This is a genomic window from Flavobacterium sp. CG_9.1 (genome assembly GCF_015751645.1).
GTDB lineage: Bacteria > Bacteroidota > Bacteroidia > Flavobacteriales > Flavobacteriaceae > Flavobacterium > Flavobacterium xanthum.
The window spans coordinates 19,750-38,642 of the sequence record NZ_JADOVC010000024.1 but is presented as its reverse complement, the minus strand read 5'-3'; the positions used below and the strand labels follow the sequence as shown (position 1 = coordinate 38,642).

The 18,893-nt window shown below is 35.4% G+C and carries 12 protein-coding genes and 2 tRNA genes; 12 read left to right on the top strand and 2 right to left on the bottom strand.

The features are described 5' to 3' along the window. Positions 1-1,045 precede the first annotated feature (1,045 nt). The 12 genes from IWX83_RS12780 to IWX83_RS12725 all read left to right on the top strand — a co-directional run bounded on the left by IWX83_RS12780 (position 1,046) and on the right by IWX83_RS12725 (position 16,981). Positions 1,046-2,485, top strand: a complete 1,440-nt coding sequence (locus IWX83_RS12780) for a proton-conducting transporter membrane subunit (RefSeq protein ID WP_196830152.1) — start codon at positions 1,046-1,048, stop codon at positions 2,483-2,485. Beyond that, positions 2,482-4,851, top strand: coding sequence for a DUF2309 domain-containing protein (locus tag IWX83_RS12775; RefSeq protein WP_196830150.1), 2,370 nt, complete (start codon positions 2,482-2,484; stop codon positions 4,849-4,851). The genes IWX83_RS12780 and IWX83_RS12775 overlap by 4 nt, the downstream gene beginning before the upstream one ends. Before the next feature lie 334 nt (positions 4,852-5,185). After that, positions 5,186-9,736 carry a DNA polymerase III subunit alpha gene (gene dnaE, locus IWX83_RS12770; protein WP_196830148.1) on the top strand — a complete coding sequence of 1,517 codons (4,551 nt, stop codon included), beginning with the start codon at positions 5,186-5,188 and terminating at the stop codon, positions 9,734-9,736. Positions 9,737-9,990: 254 nt separating this feature from the next. Beyond that, positions 9,991-10,854 carry an outer membrane beta-barrel protein gene (locus IWX83_RS12765; RefSeq protein ID WP_073353613.1) on the top strand — a complete coding sequence of 288 codons (864 nt, stop codon included), beginning with the start codon at positions 9,991-9,993 and terminating at the stop codon, positions 10,852-10,854. A gap of 377 nt (positions 10,855-11,231) precedes the next feature. Beyond that, positions 11,232-11,549 carry a thioredoxin gene (gene trxA, locus IWX83_RS12760; RefSeq protein WP_066083169.1) on the top strand — a complete coding sequence of 106 codons (318 nt, stop codon included), beginning with the start codon at positions 11,232-11,234 and terminating at the stop codon, positions 11,547-11,549. A gap of 160 nt (positions 11,550-11,709) precedes the next feature. Continuing rightward, the gene (locus IWX83_RS12755) at positions 11,710-12,636 is read left to right on the top strand and encodes a DUF58 domain-containing protein (RefSeq protein ID WP_073353614.1); all 927 of its coding nucleotides are present in this window, start codon (positions 11,710-11,712) and stop codon (positions 12,634-12,636) included. An 86-nt stretch (positions 12,637-12,722) separates the two neighbouring features. Continuing rightward, a tRNA-Asp gene (locus IWX83_RS12750) sits at positions 12,723-12,796 on the top strand. Between the two features lie 273 nt (positions 12,797-13,069). Next, positions 13,070-13,143, top strand: a tRNA-Asp gene (locus IWX83_RS12745). Positions 13,144-13,492: 349 nt separating this feature from the next. Next, positions 13,493-13,951 (top strand): sterol desaturase family protein, encoded by a 459-nt coding sequence (locus tag IWX83_RS12740; protein WP_073353616.1) that lies wholly within the window; start codon positions 13,493-13,495, stop codon positions 13,949-13,951. A gap of 151 nt (positions 13,952-14,102) precedes the next feature. After that, positions 14,103-15,563, top strand: a complete 1,461-nt coding sequence (gene crtD, locus IWX83_RS12735) for a 1-hydroxycarotenoid 3,4-desaturase CrtD (RefSeq protein ID WP_196830146.1) — start codon at positions 14,103-14,105, stop codon at positions 15,561-15,563. Next, positions 15,560-16,201 (top strand): carotenoid biosynthesis protein, encoded by a 642-nt coding sequence (locus IWX83_RS12730; protein WP_196830144.1) that lies wholly within the window; start codon positions 15,560-15,562, stop codon positions 16,199-16,201. Before crtD ends, IWX83_RS12730 begins: the two co-directional genes overlap by 4 nt. A gap of 78 nt (positions 16,202-16,279) precedes the next feature. Next, complete coding sequence (locus IWX83_RS12725; RefSeq protein ID WP_196830142.1) at positions 16,280-16,981, top strand: DUF3291 domain-containing protein; 702 nt, start codon at positions 16,280-16,282, stop codon at positions 16,979-16,981. Between the two features lie 6 nt (positions 16,982-16,987). Here the strand turns inward: IWX83_RS12725 and IWX83_RS12720 are convergent, their stop codons facing one another. Next, positions 16,988-17,845 (bottom strand): class I SAM-dependent methyltransferase, encoded by an 858-nt coding sequence (locus tag IWX83_RS12720; protein ID WP_231380008.1) that lies wholly within the window; start codon positions 17,843-17,845, stop codon positions 16,988-16,990. A 534-nt stretch (positions 17,846-18,379) separates the two neighbouring features. Further along, entirely contained in the window at positions 18,380-18,880 is a 501-nt protein-coding gene (locus IWX83_RS12715) for a DUF456 domain-containing protein (RefSeq protein ID WP_073353624.1), read from the bottom strand. Positions 18,881-18,893: the final 13 nt, after the last annotated feature.

Sequence of the window (18,893 nt, the reverse complement as noted above, 5' to 3'; positions counted from 1 at the left end):
CACTTGTAATAATGTAATTCTGATGCCGTTGTTTTTTGTGCTGTTAAAGACATGTTGGAATGCTCCCTATCAAAGATTTCTGAAGTTTTGACTTTTTTGTAGCAGCAACTTCCGTTTTATTATTACTACCACCTTTTGCTTGAAATGAAAATTTGTAAAGTAGTATTGTTCCCTTTCTCAGCGTCTTTATAAATTTGAACAATCTTTTCGAGCGTACTTTTTATTTACTCAAATATTAGAATTAAGGCACTATGTAATTCGCTTAGCGAGAGGCTTTCGAAGCTACTTGAATTATTTGTTTCATTAGCTTTACATAGAGACAGTCGGTTTGATTATATATTCTATTTATGGTAGTTTGTTGCTTATTATTTGGATTTAATAAGACGGTATGAAAGCGCTCCTTTTTTCTCCAAATGAAGGCAAAACAAAACATCCTGATTCAGAACGTACCGCTTATTTTTGCTATTTTACTTCGTGCAATGACTTTGACAAGCGGGAGTAGGAATTGATTCTATATGTTATTTAGTTCTTTTGATAGCTTTGGTTATCCCATCTAAAGGTCTTTCAAAACTTTTTTAATTCGCTGTATTTCTGGATTTTAATAATGGTGAAAGGAGACAATGATAAAACGTATAAAAATTATTTATGTTTTGAATAATAAATATAAATAAAAATTTATGAGTTTAATGTGTAATCTTTGTACCCGAATTAAATGCCTAGACACTAGCAAACCATGCATGTGTACAAACGGATTAAAATCATCGAACAGAAATAAACCAAAAAATTCAATTGATAGAACGAACTTTTAGTCCATTTGAATCTTTAATAAAATTGCCTCTTCAACGGTGAAGAATTCAAGTATGTTGAGACACCAAAACTTCTAATGAGACTCAGTTGAATCAGTTGTGGACCAAATCTACATTAACAAAGAAATGCAGTTGAGCAAGAATTTATTTTGAGTGCAAACAGGCGAAAAAACAAATTAAGTGTAAATGAAAATCCTCAAATCAAAAATTGTAGACAATCAAAATTAAAATCTTAAAAAATGACATTTAAAAAGGATCAATTCCAAGCTATTCCTCAGCTTATTCATTACGCATTATGGTTGCTGTTTATAATTAATTTGACTTATTTAGTATATAACTTCGCAAACATTCCCGAATGGCATTATAAGAATGTTTTAAAAATTAATGGTTTCACGGTTCTTATTTGGACGCTAGTAACATTTTTTAGTGCACTCATAAGCAGTTTCGGAATAAATTATTTGCGGGGGTTTAAGTATCATGCCAAATTTTCCTTGTTGTGTTTAGGGTTCACGTTCTCTATTATGGTTTTTGTAATGTCTAATCACGTATCGCTTTTACTATTGATGTGGCTATCAATGGGTGTTTTTATGTCTCGATTAATAGGTGTAGATACGAAATGGGGTGAAGCAAAAGAAGCCTCTAAATTTGCCCTAAAGTTTTTCGTAGGAGGGAGTTTTTTCTTAACTGTAGGAGTACTATTGTTGGCTTTTCAAACGGAAGCTTTCACTTTAAGTGGTATTATTTCGAATTTAAGTGCTGTGCCTCGGGGTATTACCCTTGTCGCGGGTTTATGTGTCATCACGGCCGCGATTATTCAATCCGCAATTTATCCCTTCCATCGTTGGTTGCTTTCCGCTATGACGGCGCCAACACCAGCATCGGCTTTAATGCATGCTGGATTTGTAAATGGTTCAGGAATTTTATTAGCTTTGTTTTCTACGGTTTTATTTGCCTCAAATACTTTGATTATTCTTTTTATCATAGGAGGTTTAACGGCTGTTATAGCGCAATTCGCTAAGCTTCTTCAGGTAAATGTGAAGCAAAAATTAGCCTGTTCAACTATTGCCCAAATGGGTTTTATGATTATGCAATGCGGGTTGGGATTTTTTAATGCAGCTGTGGTTCATTTAATACTTCATGGGTTTTATAAAGCATATTTATTTTTATCTGCAGGGGAGGAAATAGGACTTTCGAAACCGCAAAAACCAACACCAATTAAAATCAAACCATCACAGGCTATACTTGTACTTTTCTTTGGAATTCTGGGAGCTGTTTTGTTTTCATATTTAACGGGGAAAGGAACAGAATTAAACAGTGGTATTTTTCTAACACTTACTGTTGCCATTACTATTGGTCAGGCTACTTACAATATTGTAAAAGAGCAGTGTCTTGGCTTTTTCCAAAAATTAATTGTACCTCCATTTTTATTTCTTTGTGGTATCGTGACTTACGCCTTAATGTATAAGGGTGTAACAATGTTAATGAGTGACATGCCGATGGTGGATGAGCCAATAGCACTATCTGCAATTGAAATAGCGTTTGGTATCCTTTTTTTAGCTGGATTTTTTATAATGAAGTTGGGTATCTATCGCAACTATCCTTGGCTCTTTATGAAATTGCTGAACCTATCTCAACCCTATAAAAAAACTGTTTTAATGTATAAAACAAAATCATTATGATCGATCCAATCATTCAAAAAAGTATAGATGAAGCTGCCTTAGTTATAGGAAAAACATGGCCTTTGTATTCATTTGTAACTTCAAATCCGTTATCAGGTTATGAGAGCGTCCCTTTTGAAGAAGCGGCAAATCAGGCACGAGAATTTCTAAATGCGACTGTATTTCCAGAAACTACTTTATTTAGACAAGCATGGAAAAAGGGCGAAATTGATAAGAACGTTCTTGTAGAATTGCTTAAAGAGAACAAACTTTCAGAATCTCCAGAGTTTTATTTGCAAGAAATGGCATCTCATAAAAAAACAACTGCAAAAAATGGTCATCATGATTTAGATAGAATCATGGCTAAATGGCTTGCTGCATTCATGGATGAAGGTTTGGCTGAATGGGAAATGCCAAATAAAAGCGAAGGGTTTTATAACGCATGGCGTAAATTGGCGGTGTATGATACTGAGATGCCAAAAACAACCGCTGACGAGATACCAAAAACAAGCGCTGCAGCACTAACAGTTCTTCTTGATGGTTATGCAGCAGCCGATTTTACTAAAATATTTACTTTTCATTTGGCCGCATTACCAGGCTGGACAGGGTATATAAATCATAGAAATAGCTATCATTCGCTTTGGCAACAAGAATATCCCATAACATTAGAGGATTATCTAGCGGTTAGACTTTGGGTGGCCAAAAAAATAGATGCGGAGATCTTTCCTGAATATATGGCAAGGTCAGGAACATCATCGCTATCAAAGTTGCAGTACATTTGGTTACAAGCATGGGAAAAAAGCTGGCAAAACCAACTTTTACAAGTAGTAGCAGAGCAACAGTTAGTTAGTCAAAAATCGGTTCAAGAAAAACAAGTTCCAGAGGCTCAAATGGTGTTTTGTATTGATACTCGATCAGAGTTAATACGAAGACATGTTGAAAATAAAGGGCTTTATGAAACTTTTGGGTACGCAGGTTTTTTTGGGATTGCTATGGATTATGAAAGTTTAGATGATGGCTTAATACGTAAATCGTGTCCCCCAATTTTAAACTCTGCCTACCAAGTTTCCGAATCTCCGCAACGGAATAATACTGAAAAAGTACAAGTTTACCGGCGAAAAAAGGAGATTTCAAACTTTACGGAATATTTTCTAAAAAGAATGAAAAATATGCTTCCTTCTGCTTTTGGATATGTAGAAGGTTCGGGGTTTTTTTACGGCCTGTCATTATTAGCAAGAACACTTATGCCTGGGTTTTTATATAAGTTGAACAAAAAAAGCATCACGAATTATGAATCTATTTGTGAACCGCAGATTAGTAATATTGGTGCTCCTGAGCACACACACTTTGAAATTACACTAGCAGAAAAGGCAGCGATTGTAAAAGGGGCTTTTGATTTAATGGGATGGAAAAGTTTTGCTCCATTGGTTCTTTTTATAGGTCATGGAAGCCATTCTGCGAACAATCCCTTTGGCTCTAGTTTAGATTGTGGTGCCTGTGCCGCAAGTCCCGGCAGACATAATGCAAGAATGCTTGCTAAAATAGCAAATATCCCAGAAGTCCAAAAGTTCTTGAGAGAGAATCATTCTATTGCTATTCCTGAAAACACTGTTTTTATTGGAGGGGAACATAATACGACTACGGATGAAATTTTACTGTTTGATTCAGAAGTTCCCGATTCTCATAGCGAGCAATTGCAAAAGTTGAAATTGAATTTACTGAAGACGCAACAAACGGCCACTCAAGAAAGACTGTATATCGCTAATAACAGTGTAGCTTTTGCACATAAAAAAGCGAATAACTGGGGAGAAACGAGACCAGAATGGGGCTTAGCTAAAAATGCAGGATTTATTGTTGGCCCGCGAGAATTAACAAAAAATAAGGATCTGGATGGACGATGCTTTCTACATTCCTATGACTGGGAAACCGATGAAAGTGGGAAAGCGTTAGAAGCCATTATGCAAGGTCCTATGGTAGTGACGCAATGGATAAACAACCACTACTATTTTTCAACGGTGGATAATGAGGTTTTTGGAGGAGGTTCAAAAATCACCCATAATATTACTGGTAAATTTGGCGTGGTGCAAGGCAATGGAGGAGATTTAAAAATGGGACTTCCGCTGCAATCGGTAATGGAGTCTGACCTAGAAATGTATCACCAGCCTTTACGATTGTCAGTACTAATACAAGCGCCACGATCAAGGGTCAGCACTATTCTTGCAAGAAATGAACATCTTAAAAATCTTCTAGATAATAAATGGATTTATTTAATGGTTATGGATCCATTACAAGCCAATAAAATAATTCATTATCAACACAAGTTCAATTGGGTTGTTGCTAATCAAGAAAGTGCCACTAAAAAAGAGGTGGAGATGATGACTGTTTAGATACTACGCTATCACATAGAGAAAGCTATTTCATAATTTGAAGCAGCTTTCTTTGTTTTCAACGATTCCCTTTCGCAATAAAAGTACAGATCGGTTTCGAGCCGTAAGTACTTTTATACTTTTAATTGGTGGTTCGTCAATCCTAATAATAGGATTTAAAATTCTTTTGGTTGTTGATAACTTACCTCAATATGTACCTCAAAAAAAACTAAATTTGAACTTCTATTTTTGTAATTACTACTAATTTTAAAGTGTTTAAAACCAGTTAAATGCACGGTCTGATGTTTTTATAATCAGGCTCCATCCCTTTCGGGGAAGGTTGGGAAGTGGACTTATGTACTTAATATTCGATACTGAAACTACAGGATTACCAAAGCGTTGGGGCGCTCCCATTTCTGATACGGACAACTGGCCAAGATGTATTCAAATCGCATGGCAGTTGCACGATGACATGGGGAAACTCATCGAGCATCAGGATTATTTGGTCAAGCCTGAAGGTTTTAATATTCCGTATGATGCGGAACGAATTCACGGAATTTCGACAGAATTGGCGGAAGCCGATGGAATTTCTTTGAGTGAAGTTTTAGAAAAATTCAATATTGCTTTAGGCAAAGCCAAATTTATTGTGGGTCAGAATCTAGGTTTTGATATCAATATTATGGGCTGTGAGTTTTATAGAATGGGTGTTGAAAGCCAAATGAGTTCTATGCCTATTTTGGATACATGTACTGAAGTTACTGCATCATTGTTAAAATTGCCAGGTGGTCGTGGAGGGAAATTCAAATTGCCCACGTTAACAGAATTGCATTCTTATCTTTTCAACAAACCTTTTGGTGAAGCCCATAATGCAACCGCCGATGTCGAGGCGACTACACGTTGTTTTCTAGAGTTAATTCGACGTGATGTTTTTACCAAAGAAGAGCTGGATGTACCTGCTAGCTATTTTCAAGATTTTAAAAGTAAGAATCCAACTGAGATAAAACTCATAGGGTTAAAACATATCAATCTCAAGGAAGCTTCCGATAAAATTCGTCAGCAATTTGGAGAGAAGCAAGATCCAGCGGTTTCAAAGGCAGCACTTTCTGAGAATAAAAAAGTACTGGTGGACACGCCTTTTGTTCATTTACACAACCATACGCAGTTTTCAGTTTTGCAATCTACTATTAGTATTGCGGCATTGGTAAAAGCAGCAGCGCAACAAAAAATGCCTGCGGTAGCCATGACGGATCATGCCAATTTAATGGGAGCTTTCCATTTTGTTCGGGATATTTTATACCATAATAAAGCGGCTGAAGCCAAAAATAAAGCGGCAATTGAAAACGGCGAAGAACCTACCGAAGTTCCGATGAAACCTATTGTGGGTTGCGAATTTTTTGTTTGCGAAGATCATAAAAATAAGTCGGTTAAGGATAATGGTTACCAAATCGTGCTTTTGGCGAAGACCAAAAAAGGCTATCATAATTTGGCTAAAATGTCTTCGATTGCTTACACAGAAGGGTTTTATTATGTACCCAGAATCGATAGGAAAGTTATTCAGCAATACAAAGAAGATATTATTGTTTTGTCGGGAAACTTGTATGGTGAAATTCCAAATAAGATCCTCAACATAGGTGAAAATCAAGCTGAGGAAGCACTAATTTGGTGGAAAAACGAGTTCAAAGAAGATTTTTATATTGAGGTGATGCGTCACAATCAAGAAGATGAAAATCGCGTAAACGCCTCTTTAATTTCATTGGCAAGAAAACATGCTGTTAAGATAATAGCAACCAATAATACCTTTTACATAGACAAAGAAAACTCGAATGCACACGATATTTTACTTTGTGTGCGTGATGGTGAAAAGCAAACTACGCCTATCGGTCGCGGCCGAGGCTATCGTTACGGATTACCCAACCAAGAGTATTATTTCAAGTCGGGAGACGAAATGAAGCAACTCTTCAACAATTTACCAGAAGCGATTTCGAATATTTCAGAGATTGTCGATAAGATCGAAATTTTTGATTTGGCACGTGAAGTTTTGCTGCCAAAATTTGAAATCCCGGTGGAGTTTAATAATCCTGAGGATGAAAAAGACGGCGGAGTACGAGGCGAAAATGCCTATTTAAGGCATCTTACTTTTGAAGGAGCTAAAAGGCGCTATGCTGAAATTACGGAAGAAATACAAGAACGGCTGGATTTTGAATTACTGACTATTTCTAATTCGGGTTATCCTGGATATTTCCTAATTGTACAAGATCTTATTGCAGAAGCAAGAAGCATGGGCGTATCGGTAGGACCAGGAAGGGGTTCGGCAGCGGGCTCTGTGGTGGCTTATTGTTTGAAAATTACCAATATCGACCCGTTGATGTACAACCTGCTTTTTGAACGTTTCTTAAATCCGGATCGGGTGTCACTACCCGATATTGATATTGATTTTGATGATGAAGGACGTAGCAGTGTCATGGATTATGTGATCAGGAAATACGGGTCTAAACAAGTGGCGCAGATTATCACGTATGGGAAAATGGCAACAAAATCAGCGATTCGAGATACGGCTCGTGTACTGGATTTGCCGCTATTTGAAGCCGATAAAATTGCGAAATTAATTCCGGGGATGATGCCTTCTAAGTGGAATTTGGCTCGTTTTTTAAATGAAAAAGAGGATGTAATTAAGAAAGCAGTTCGTCCCGAAGAATACGATAAAATTAAAGAATTAATAGGTCTTGCTAATGAAGATGATTTGGGTGGAGAAACCATTCAGCAAGCTAAAGTTTTAGAAGGAAACCTAAGAAACACAGGGATTCACGCTTGTGGAGTGATTATTACACCAAGTGATATTACTGATTTTGTACCTGTGGCAACTGCCAAAGATTCCGATTTATATGTGACTCAATTTGACAACTCGGTAGTAGAAAGTGCCGGATTGTTAAAGATGGACTTCTTGGGTTTGAAAACCCTGACTTTAATCAAGGATACGGTTAAATTAGTAAAATACAGAACGGGTATTGATCTGGATCCGGATACCTTTCCTATTGATGACTTGAAGACATACGAACTGTTTCAGCGTGGAGAAACAGTAGGTATTTTTCAATATGAATCTGCTGGAATGCAGAAATATATGAAGGAATTGAAGCCGACAGTTTTCCCTGATTTGATTGCCATGAATGCACTGTATCGCCCTGGTCCAATTGCTTATATTCCTAGTTTCGTCAAGCGAAAAAATGGGGAAGAGGAGATTATTTATGACTTAGATGCTTGTGAAGAATTACTGAAAGACACCTACGGAATAACTGTTTACCAAGAACAAGTTATGCTTTTGTCCCAGAAACTAGCAGACTTCTCCAAAGGGGATGCCGACGTTTTGCGTAAAGCGATGGGGAAAAAGCAGAAAGATGTTTTGGACAAAATGAAACCTAAATTTATCAGTCAGGCTGCCGCCAAAGGGCATGCCGAAGATAAACTGGAAAAAATTTGGAAAGACTGGGAGGCCTTTGCAGAATATGCTTTTAATAAGTCACACTCTACCTGTTATGCTTGGATTGCCTACCAAACCGCTTTTTTGAAAGCCAATTATCCAGCAGAATACATGGCAGCGGTTTTGTCTAATAATATGAGTGACATTAAACAAGTTTCTTTCTTTATGGAGGAATGTAAACGGATGGGGCTGCAAGTTTTAGGTCCAGATGTTAATGAGTCCTTTTACAAGTTTACCGTAAATGATGATTATGCCGTTCGTTTTGGTATGGGAGCTATTAAAGGAGTTGGTTCCGGAGCCGTGGCGACGATTGTAGAGAATAGAAAAGACGGAAAATATAAATCGATTTTTGATTTGGCCAAACGAATTGATTTGCGTGCGGCCAATAAGAAAGCGATTGAAAATTTAGCTTTAGCAGGAGGTTTTGATTCGTTTTTAGGAACTACGAGAGCGCAATATTTTCATGATGATGGGGACGGAATTACGTTTTATGAAAAAGCAATTCGGTATGGCTCAAAGTATCAGGAAAACGAGAATTCCTCGCAAGTAAGCTTATTTGGGGATGCGAGCGAAGTACAAATTGCAGAGCCTATTGTACCACCTTGTGAAGATTGGAGTACAATGGAAAAGCTTGCCAAAGAGAAAGAGGTGGTTGGTATTTATATTTCGGGACATCCGTTGGATGACTATAAATTTGAAATGAAATATTTTTGTAATGCCAGATTAGATGCATTGAGAAATATGGAATTACATCTGAGTAAAAATTTAACTTTTGGGGGAATTATCAATAATGTTCAACATCGTGTGGCCAAGAACGGAAAGGGTTGGGGGATGTTTACTTTAGAAGGGTACGATGAGAGTTATGAATTCCGGATTTTTGGTGAGGAGTATTTAAAGTTTCGTCACTTTTTTATTCAAAATAATTTCACATTCATGAAAGTATTAGTGAAAGAAGGTTGGACAGATCGAGATACAGGAAAAAAAGGAGAGCCGAGACTGCAATTTGTAGAAGTAAAGCAGTTGCAAGATGTTTTGGAAACTTTTGCCAAGAAATTGATTTTGCTACTTAATATATCGGATTTAGAAACCGATTTTATTCATAGACTAAGTCGTCTTTTTCAGGAGAATAAGGGAGATAATACGGTGTCTTTTGAAATCATGGAATTGGAAAAAATAAAGAGACTCGTTACTGTTGCTCCCATTGAATTAGAAAATGATGAGGTTGGTTTTGTTGATGTTAGTGAGGATGATCCTGAAATGGAAGTTCTGGAAATTCCAGGGAGTACTAGTGCTGTAGCAAAAGTGGAAGAAGTTGAAGAGATAAAGGTGGTCACTAAATTGACGATGCCGAGTAGGAAATTGAAAATTAAAATCTCAAATGAATTATTAGTTGAGTTAGAGAAAATGCAGATTAACTTTAAATTAAATTAAAATCATAATTTTTAATAAGATGAAAAATTTGAGAGCGTAAAAATGGATGATTTTGAAAATTATTTGTAAGGTGTTTGTTCTAGCAATTCCATCACAATTTATGCTTCAGGTGTGTAGTTTTATTTTTATACCTAAACGTTTGCAATAGCTTGACTATTAAACTTTAATCATTTTTAACATATAATTGACTGTGTTTGTTATTAAATTTTAAGTAAAAATGAGTTATTTTTGTATAAATGATAATAAACGAAATTATGAAAAAGCAGTTATTTTTACTAGGATTTATGATTTGTTCCATGACGATGATAGGGCAAACCGAAAAAAAGGAAAGTTGGTATTTTAAATTGGGCGGATCTTATTTTATGCAGACTGCTGCAACTGAATTTCCTACTGTAGGCGGACAAGCAGCATTAAGCAAGGTTTTTGTGGGTGGAAATTTAATTTCAGAAGAAAGTATTACAGGTTCTTTTGGGGAAGGTTTTAGAACTGGAGCTGGAGTGGGTTATCGTTTTACAGATCGTTTGGGTGTAGAAATGGGGATTAATTATTACAATAGTAATGACAAGACCATGGTGAAAAGAGTAGATGACGGGGCAGTAACCTTGAGATCTGTGGGTCAGATTAGAGCTTTTGATTTAGCTCCAGCTATTGTGTTATTTTTAGGTGAAGTGAAAGGATTTGAGACTTACTCAAAAGTTGGGGTGATTGTTCCTGTGCATGGTGATTTGACCATTAAAACAAATGCAGTTGCTGCACCCGGTGTAAATGTGTTTAGCAAAGATGTTATCAAACCAAATCCTACTTTAGGTTTTCAAGCCGCATTGGGGACTTCTTATAAACTGGCTAAAAACCTTTCTGCTTTTGCAGAATTAGAATACCGTAACTTTACCGTTCATGGAAAAGATAAAGAAACTACTGAGTTTACTGTTAATGGAACAGATCGATTAAATACGCGTACCACGGCACAGATTCATTCTAATTATTCTGATCGTTTGGATAGTAATTCGAATAATTCACAGTTTAATACGATTGATAGTACTAGGCCAACAGATGAGTTGAGTTCTTACGTTGGAATTAGTGGATTGGGATTAACACTTGGAATGAAATACAGCTTATAATAAAATAGTTTTGAAGTATAGATTGAAAAGCTGCCTTTAGAGGCAGTTTTTTTCATTTTGAAAAAAAACACTTTGCTTTTTGAGTTGAGTTTCTTGTAGTGCAAAATGGACTTTGCCTACTAAAATGGAAATTTTTCCACTTTTTAGCGCGAATAGCACGTGTTGAATTTTTAGGGAGAAGAAACCCATTGATCGGCAGGCTAGATCGCTTTAGAAAAAAAAAGGTATAATTTGTCCAATACTATAGATAGAAATTGGCAATAGATTAATAGTCAAAACTAATTTGTGAATAGTGTTTGATTTGTTTTTAATTTCTAAATTTGTATTCTAGTTTGAAACAGTAAAATAATCAAACGATAAACTTTAAATTAAATATTATGGCATTAGCAATAACAGATGCTACTTTTGAAGAAGTAGTTTTGAAATCAGACAAACCGGTAATGGTAGATTTTTGGGCAGCTTGGTGTGGACCATGTAGAATGGTAGGTCCAATCATAGATGAATTAAGCAATGAGTACGAAGGAAAAGTTGTTATAGGAAAAGTAGATGTTGATGCAAATCAAGAATTTGCAGCTAAATATGGAGTGAGAAACATCCCGACTGTATTGGTTTTTCATAATGGAGAAGTTGTAGGTAAACAAGTAGGAGTAGCTCCAAAGCAAACGTATGCAGATAGTTTAGACGCGTTGTTGTAATCGGTAGATTATGATTTATATAGAATCCTTTTGGGTTCAGAGAGAAGGTTTGGCGAAAGTCAAACCTTTTTTTTGTTTAAGCGGAATTGATTTAAGCTTCTTGATTAAGTTTTGTTTAGGTAATTTTTTAAATCATTTAATCTTTTAATATATTTGGTAGATGAAGATCGAATCGCAAATAGAGAAAATTTCTAGTTTCCAGCATCTGGAGTTATTGGCCAATCAGGTTGTGGAAGGTTTTATTTCAGGAATGCACAAAAGTCCTTTTCATGGGTTTTCAGCAGAATTTGCTGAACATAAAGTGTACAATGTTGGCGAAAGCACCAAGCACATTGATTGGAAGTTGTTTGCCAAAACGGATCGTTTGTATACGAAACGGTTTGAGGAAGAGACAAATTTGCGTTGTCATATTATTATCGATAATTCGTCATCGATGCACTATCCAGTATTAACGAAAAGCCAGCCGTTTTTTGAAAATAAGATAGGGTTTTCGGTCTTGGCTTCGGCGGTTTTAATGAACTTGCTGAAGAAACAACGTGACGCTGTAGGCATGAGTGTGTTTTCGGATACTTACGAGTACTACGCGCCTGAAAAAGGCAGTGATCGCCATCATCGAATGATTTTAAATGCTCTTGAAGGACTGCTAATAAAACCTGTGGTCCAAAAAAGTACCGATACGATTACATTTTTACATCAAATAGCGGAAAAGATTCATCGACGCTCTATGATTATCTTATTTACGGATATGTTTCAATCTGGAAATGAAGAAGCACTGTTTAATGCATTGCAACATTTGAAACACAATAAACACAAAGTAGTCTTATTTCACGTCGTAGATAATAAAACAGAGTTAAATTTTGATTTTGATAACGCTCCAAGGAAGTTTGTTGATGTTGAAACAGGCGAGGTAGTAGCTGTTTTTGCCGATACTATAAAAGAAGAATATGAAAAACAGATAGAAAGTTACTTTAAAAAGTTGGCCCTGACTTGTTCTCAGAACAGAATAAAGTACATTCCGGTGAGTGTGGATGAAAGTTTTGAAAAAATATTAATGACATACTTGGTTGAAAAACAAAACTTTGGATAAAACGGGGAATATTTATCAAATATTTTTTCAAAAAACGCTTGTGCAAACGGAAATCTATTGTATCTTTGCCACCGCAATAACGCAGAGGTTTGGTAGTTCAGTTGGTTAGAATACATGCCTGTCACGCATGGGGTCGCGGGTTCGAGTCCCGTCCAGACCGCAATATTGGGGAAAGCCTTTCGTAACAGAAAGGCTTTTTTGCCCCTTAAGGTTTTTAACGTTAGTTGTGTTGTTTGCTACGAATTTGTAACTCGTAGCGGGTTTAGTAGTTAGACCAATGAAAAGCTTTTCGCCTCGGCGAATAGCTTTTTTGATTTAAAATAAAGGATGTTGGTTAGTAAACATGTCAGTCATCTCGATGTTAGGGTGGAGGCAGTTTCCGAAGAATTCTTGGAAAAGAGCATTAAAGCGTTGCAGTTTAAAAAAAAATACTGGTTTGGTAGTTCAGTTGGTTAGAATACATGCCTGTCACGCATGGGGTCGCGGGTTCGAGTCCCGTCCAGACCGCTAGTAAGAAAAAAGTCTTTCGTAACCGAAAGGCTTTTTTGTTTTTGATAACTTTAGTAAACAGGAATGGTAACGAATACGGATGAAGTACAAAACTTTCGGATTTGGATATCAATCTAAAATGCAAAAATCAATGTTTTAATATTTCTCGAAAATTTTTAAAATTGATCCAAATTTACTAGATTAAATAGGTAAAAATTATCTTTTTAAATTCGTACCTTTATAAACCATTTTTACACTTGCAGGTTCATCATAAAAAAAAGGACAATCATTACAATAGTTCCTGTTTTGTTGATTGTTCAATGTAAATAATACATTTAATCTTTGTTTGATTTTAAAATTAATAGGTATGGGTTTTATAATTATTTTTTTAACTTTTTGGGGAATGGAATTTATGGCTTGGCTTACACATAAATATGTAATGCACGGTTTTTTATGGAATTTACATTTTGATCATCATACCCCCAATAAGGAAGTCTTTTTTGAAAAAAATGATGCTTTTTTCCTAATTTATGCGATACCATCTTGGCTTTGCATTATGTTAGGTTCAATGTACGGGTACTGGACAGTGATGTATGTCGGTTTTGGTATATTAGCGTATGGACTAGCTTATTTTTTAGTTCACGAAGTTTTTATTCATCAAAGATTTAAATGGTTTAGAAATACTGAAAATGTTTATTTAAAAGCGATCCGTAGAGCACACAAAGTGCATCATAAACATAGAGGGAAAGAGGAAGGCGAGTGTTTTGGAATGTTGATTGTTCCCTGGAAGTTTTTAAAACAAGAGCTTAAAAAAGTAAATGTTTAAAATGGGAAGTTTATAAAATAGTACTCAACAATTTTTTCTTAGCTTATCTTTTAAATCATAAATATTTTCAACAGAACCGCGGTTTCTAGTCTGGAAAACTAATCGTCAAAACTATCTTTTTTATCGACATTTTTTTAATAGTAAAACCTTTATGAAGCAGGCAATCATTGTTGGTTCTGGAATTTCGGGACTAGCCGCGGCAATTCGGTTACAAAACAAGGGTTACGCTGTTCAAGTTCTTGAAAAAAACTCTTATCCTGGTGGAAAACTAACCCAAATTAGTGGGAATGGTTTTAGGTTTGATGCTGGACCTTCGCTTTTTACAATGCCTAATTTAGTTACCGAACTTTTTGATCTCTCTGGAAAAAAATCGACTGATTATTTCAATTTTGATCAACTTGATGTTTTATGTAATTATTTTTATGAGGATGGAACACAGATAGTAGCAAGTTCAGATATCGATGCTTTTGCAGCAGAAATGGAACGAAAAACAACTGATTCTGCCGAAAAGGTGAAGAAGCATCTAAATAAATGTGCCTTTATTTATGGTGCTACTAAAGATCAATTCCTTAACAAATCACTTCATAAAATAAATTCATTTCTTTCTTTTTCGACTTTAGTGGCTATATTCAAAATGCCGTTTTTGAATATTTTTAATACAATGAATCAGGTCAATGAAAATACCTTTACCGATTCGAAAACGATTCGGTTGTTTAACAGATATGCCACCTATAATGGATCAAATCCATATAAAGCGCCGGGAATATTGAATATAATTCCGCATCTGGAGTTTGGTCTTGGTGCTTACTTACCTCGAGGCGGAATGCACGAGATTACTAATAGTTTAGTAAAACTAGCTAAAGAAATTGGTGTTGAATTTCATTTTAATCAAGAAGTTATTGCGATTGGAACTGAAAATAATGTGGCAAAAAGCGTTACTACAGCCTCTTGTATTTACGCTGCTGATCTTGTTGTATGTAATGCTGATATTCATACTGTTTATGAAAAATTAATTCCTTCTGCAAAAAAATTAAAAGAGGTAGATAAACAAGAACGATCGAGTTCTGCACTTATTTTTTATTGGGGAGTTAATAAAGAATTTCCGCAATTGGATGTGCATAACATTATGTTTACAGAGGATTATAAAGCCGAATTTGATCATATTTTTGAAACCAAAACAATCTACGAAGATCCCACTATTTATATCAATATTACCAGTAAAAAAAATGAAGGAGACGCTCCCAAAGGAAAAGAAAACTGGTTTGTAATGATTAATGTCCCGTCCGTTTACGGTCAAGATTGGGATAGTTTAATTGCCGAGGCTAGAAAAAATATTTTAAGCAAAATTTCAAGAAATTTAGGTGAAAGTATAGAGGATCTGATTCAATTTGAGCAACAATTAACTCCACAACTCATACAAGATAAAACATATTCGTATAAAGGATCGCTATACGGGACATCAAGCAACAATAGGTTTGCCGCTTTCTTTCGCCACAAGAATTTTTCTTCGCAGTACAATAATCTGTTTTTTTGTGGTGGTAGTGTACATCCAGGTGGTGGAATTCCTTTGGCCTTATTGTCCGCAAAAATTATTGATAAACTCGTAAAATGATAAAAACCATATCAATAGAAAATCGTTGGATTGGAATTTTGCTCTTGTTCTATTTTTTTGGAACACTCGGAATAGCGCTGCAAGAATATAAAAATTTCTTTTTGCCGCTCACACCTCTTAACTTACTACTAACGCTATATGTTTTTTACAAAGTTAATAATGATTTTAGTAAAAAGTTTTTAATCCTATCGTTGCTAATTTTTTTGATAGGATTTACAGTTGAGGCAGTTGGAGTAGCGACAGGCGTGTTATTTGGGAGCTATTCGTATGGTGATTTGTTTGGATTTAAAGTTTTTGAAACACCGCTAGTCATTGGTGTCAATTGGTTATTTTTGTCATTAAGTTCTTATGGTGTCGTTCAATATTTTACTAAAAAGCCATTTTTATTAGTCATTTTCCCTTCTATGATAATGACTGCCTTGGACTTTTTCATTGAACCTGTTGCTATGAAATTGGGTTTTTGGGGTTGGGAAAATAGTGTAGTTCCATTTCAAAACTACGTGATGTGGTTTGCTACCAGTAGTTTTATTCATGGGTTGATTTGCTTTTTTCGTCCTAAAATAAATCCTAAAATTAGCGTGGTTATTCTACTTGCACAATTTGTCTTTTTTGTTGCATTGTATTTTTTAATCACTTGAATCTAAGTGTCGAATAAAAAAGCATTTGCAACCTATATTCCTAACTTCCAACTATAATTAATTAGAAATTATTTGATCATGAGCAAACAAATTAGTACAATTACCTTTTTTAGATATGCTTCGTTTAACGATAAAGCTTGGGGCTTTGGGATGATGCAATTCGCTAATAAAGATTTAAAAAAAGTAAACGGTTTGACTTTTTACAGATTGATGGGCAGTGGAAAAGGAAGAGGTTTTAACCCTTTGCCTGATTGGTCTGTATATTGTTTACTACAAGTTTGGGAATCAGAAGAAGCAGCTCAAACCTTTTTTACGTCTTCTGATTTAATGAAACAGTATGAGAAACATACAGCGGAACTATATACACTTTATATGAGAAATATTGCAGCAGTTGGGACTTGGGTTGGTAAAAATCCTTTTGAAAAAGGGGCGGAACTAGAACAAAATTCACCAATTGCAATTATTACTCGAGCAACCATAAAATGGAACTGGCTTATAAAGTTTTGGAAATACGTTCCCACTTCTGAAGAGGGTTTAGACGGAAATGAAGGCTTGATCTACACTAAAGGAGTAGGTGAGGTTCCCATTATTCAGATGGCGACTTTCAGTTTGTGGAAGGATTTTGACTCGGTAAAACAATTTGCCTATAAAAGCAAGCAACATCAAGAAGCCATTAAGAAAACACGCCAATATGAATGGTATTCAGAAGAACTTTTTTCTAGGTTTCAACCCTATAAATCATCCGGAACTTGGGAGGGTAAAGATCTTTTAAGTTTATAAAATTCGTTAATTTGGTGTTGCAATTACGGTCATAATGCCGAGAGATGATTTCTTTTCCATCCATTTTTTGGGCATGAATTGTACCATTCCAACCATAAAATTCCAAAATTCGTCTTCCATATTTTTATCCCACTGTATTCCCTTTTTTTCCATTTCACTCATCCAATAAAGCAGGTAAGGATCCATGGTCCCATGAGTTAATAGTTTGGTGACTTTCCATCCGCTTTTATTAAGTAACAATTCTATGTTGTTAGGCGAAAACAATGAAATATGACGCGGTGTGTGCCAACCAGCCCAATTTTCGTTGTGTTTTTTTCGACTGGCAGAATCGAAATTGGGAACTTCAATAACAAGTGTTGTTGATGGTTTCGCAAAAGATTTTAAATAGGTAAGATTTTCTAATGGAGTGTAGTCGTGCTCCAGATAATGCCACATCGTGATAACATCGGGTCGCAAATTACTTGGTAACTCTTTAATTTCTGCTACTCGCAAATCTAATCCTTCAAAGCTGGCCTCTTGCTCTTTCCATCCTTCGTCGCTAAAGTCAATCCCCATTGTTTGGCAATGTAACTTTTGCTGACACGCTTTCAAAAAAGATGGTTTACCACAACCAACATCCAAAATTAACGACTCTGATGAAATGAAATGAGCATCTTTTACCCGCTGCACTCGTTTTAAATCTAACTTTTGCTGGCTTCCTTCAACTAATTTTTCAAATTTCCCCCACGCTTCAGAACCCCTGTAAGGTAGGTAATGAGAAGTGTAATAGTTTTTTAATACGTCTAATTCTACTCTTGGGTTCAAAAAAACCAGTTGACATTCGGCACACTGATCAAAATTAAACAACTCTTTGCTTGAATGCATTTGAGCTGTCGTTTGAATAAAAGAATTAATAGTCTGCGAGTTGCAAATGGGGCAATTGTGAAGTTGGTGCATGATATAGTCCGTAATTTTTTATAGATTTAATTGATATTTTTGAAAATTAAAAATTGTATCGCACGATAATTTGAACTTTTAGGATAAAAAAAATTTATCTTAGTTTACTAAAAGTATCATTTTGCAGATAAATTAATGTTTCTTTTTTTTTAATGTTGAAATTTAAAAAAGCTAGTATAGCACGTTACATTGGTCAAAGTTCAAACTTAAACTTCGTTATTTTAGTTATTAAAGACAATTTATTATTCATCTAAATTAGCAATAAATTTTATCTTGATTACTAAAAAGGAAAGCATTCTATCGTAGTTGGTGATTTCGACAGCTATTTTTCTGATAGAATAATATTTAGCATGATTAAAATAGTAATCTTCAATTTTTTTTATCACAAGTGGACTAAAAATAAAGTAGGTAAGGAAACTTTTGTCGCCTTATAAATAGTGACACCTCCCTTTTTATAAGCTGTTAAAATAGTTCAGATTTATAATGCCAAACAATCGAGCCGTATAGTCCCAGAAAAAGTACACAAATCAAAAACTTCATAAAAGTAGACGCTAGAAACCCAACAAAGGAACCTGTAGCGGCTTTCAACGCTCTGTTGTGGTCTTTGTAATCAAAAATAAGTTCTCCTATCAAAGCACCCACAAACGGACCTATAAGGAAGCCAAAAGGAACGGGAGCAATAATCCCAACAACTAAGCCAATGTTTGTCCCCCAAATACCGTAAGAACTGCCTCCAAATTTTTTAGTGCCTTTAGCTGGAATCACGTAATCCAAAACGGATACAATTACAGTAATAACCAAAGTAATCCCAAGAATCCAATAATTAGCAGGAACAGCATTTGTAAAATAGAGTAGTGCTAAACCAATCCAGCTCATACTTGGCCCTGGCAAAACTGGTAAAAAACTCCCTAGTAAGCCTACCATAATGCACACGAAACCAAGAATTAAAAGTAAGATATCCATAAATTTATTTTTA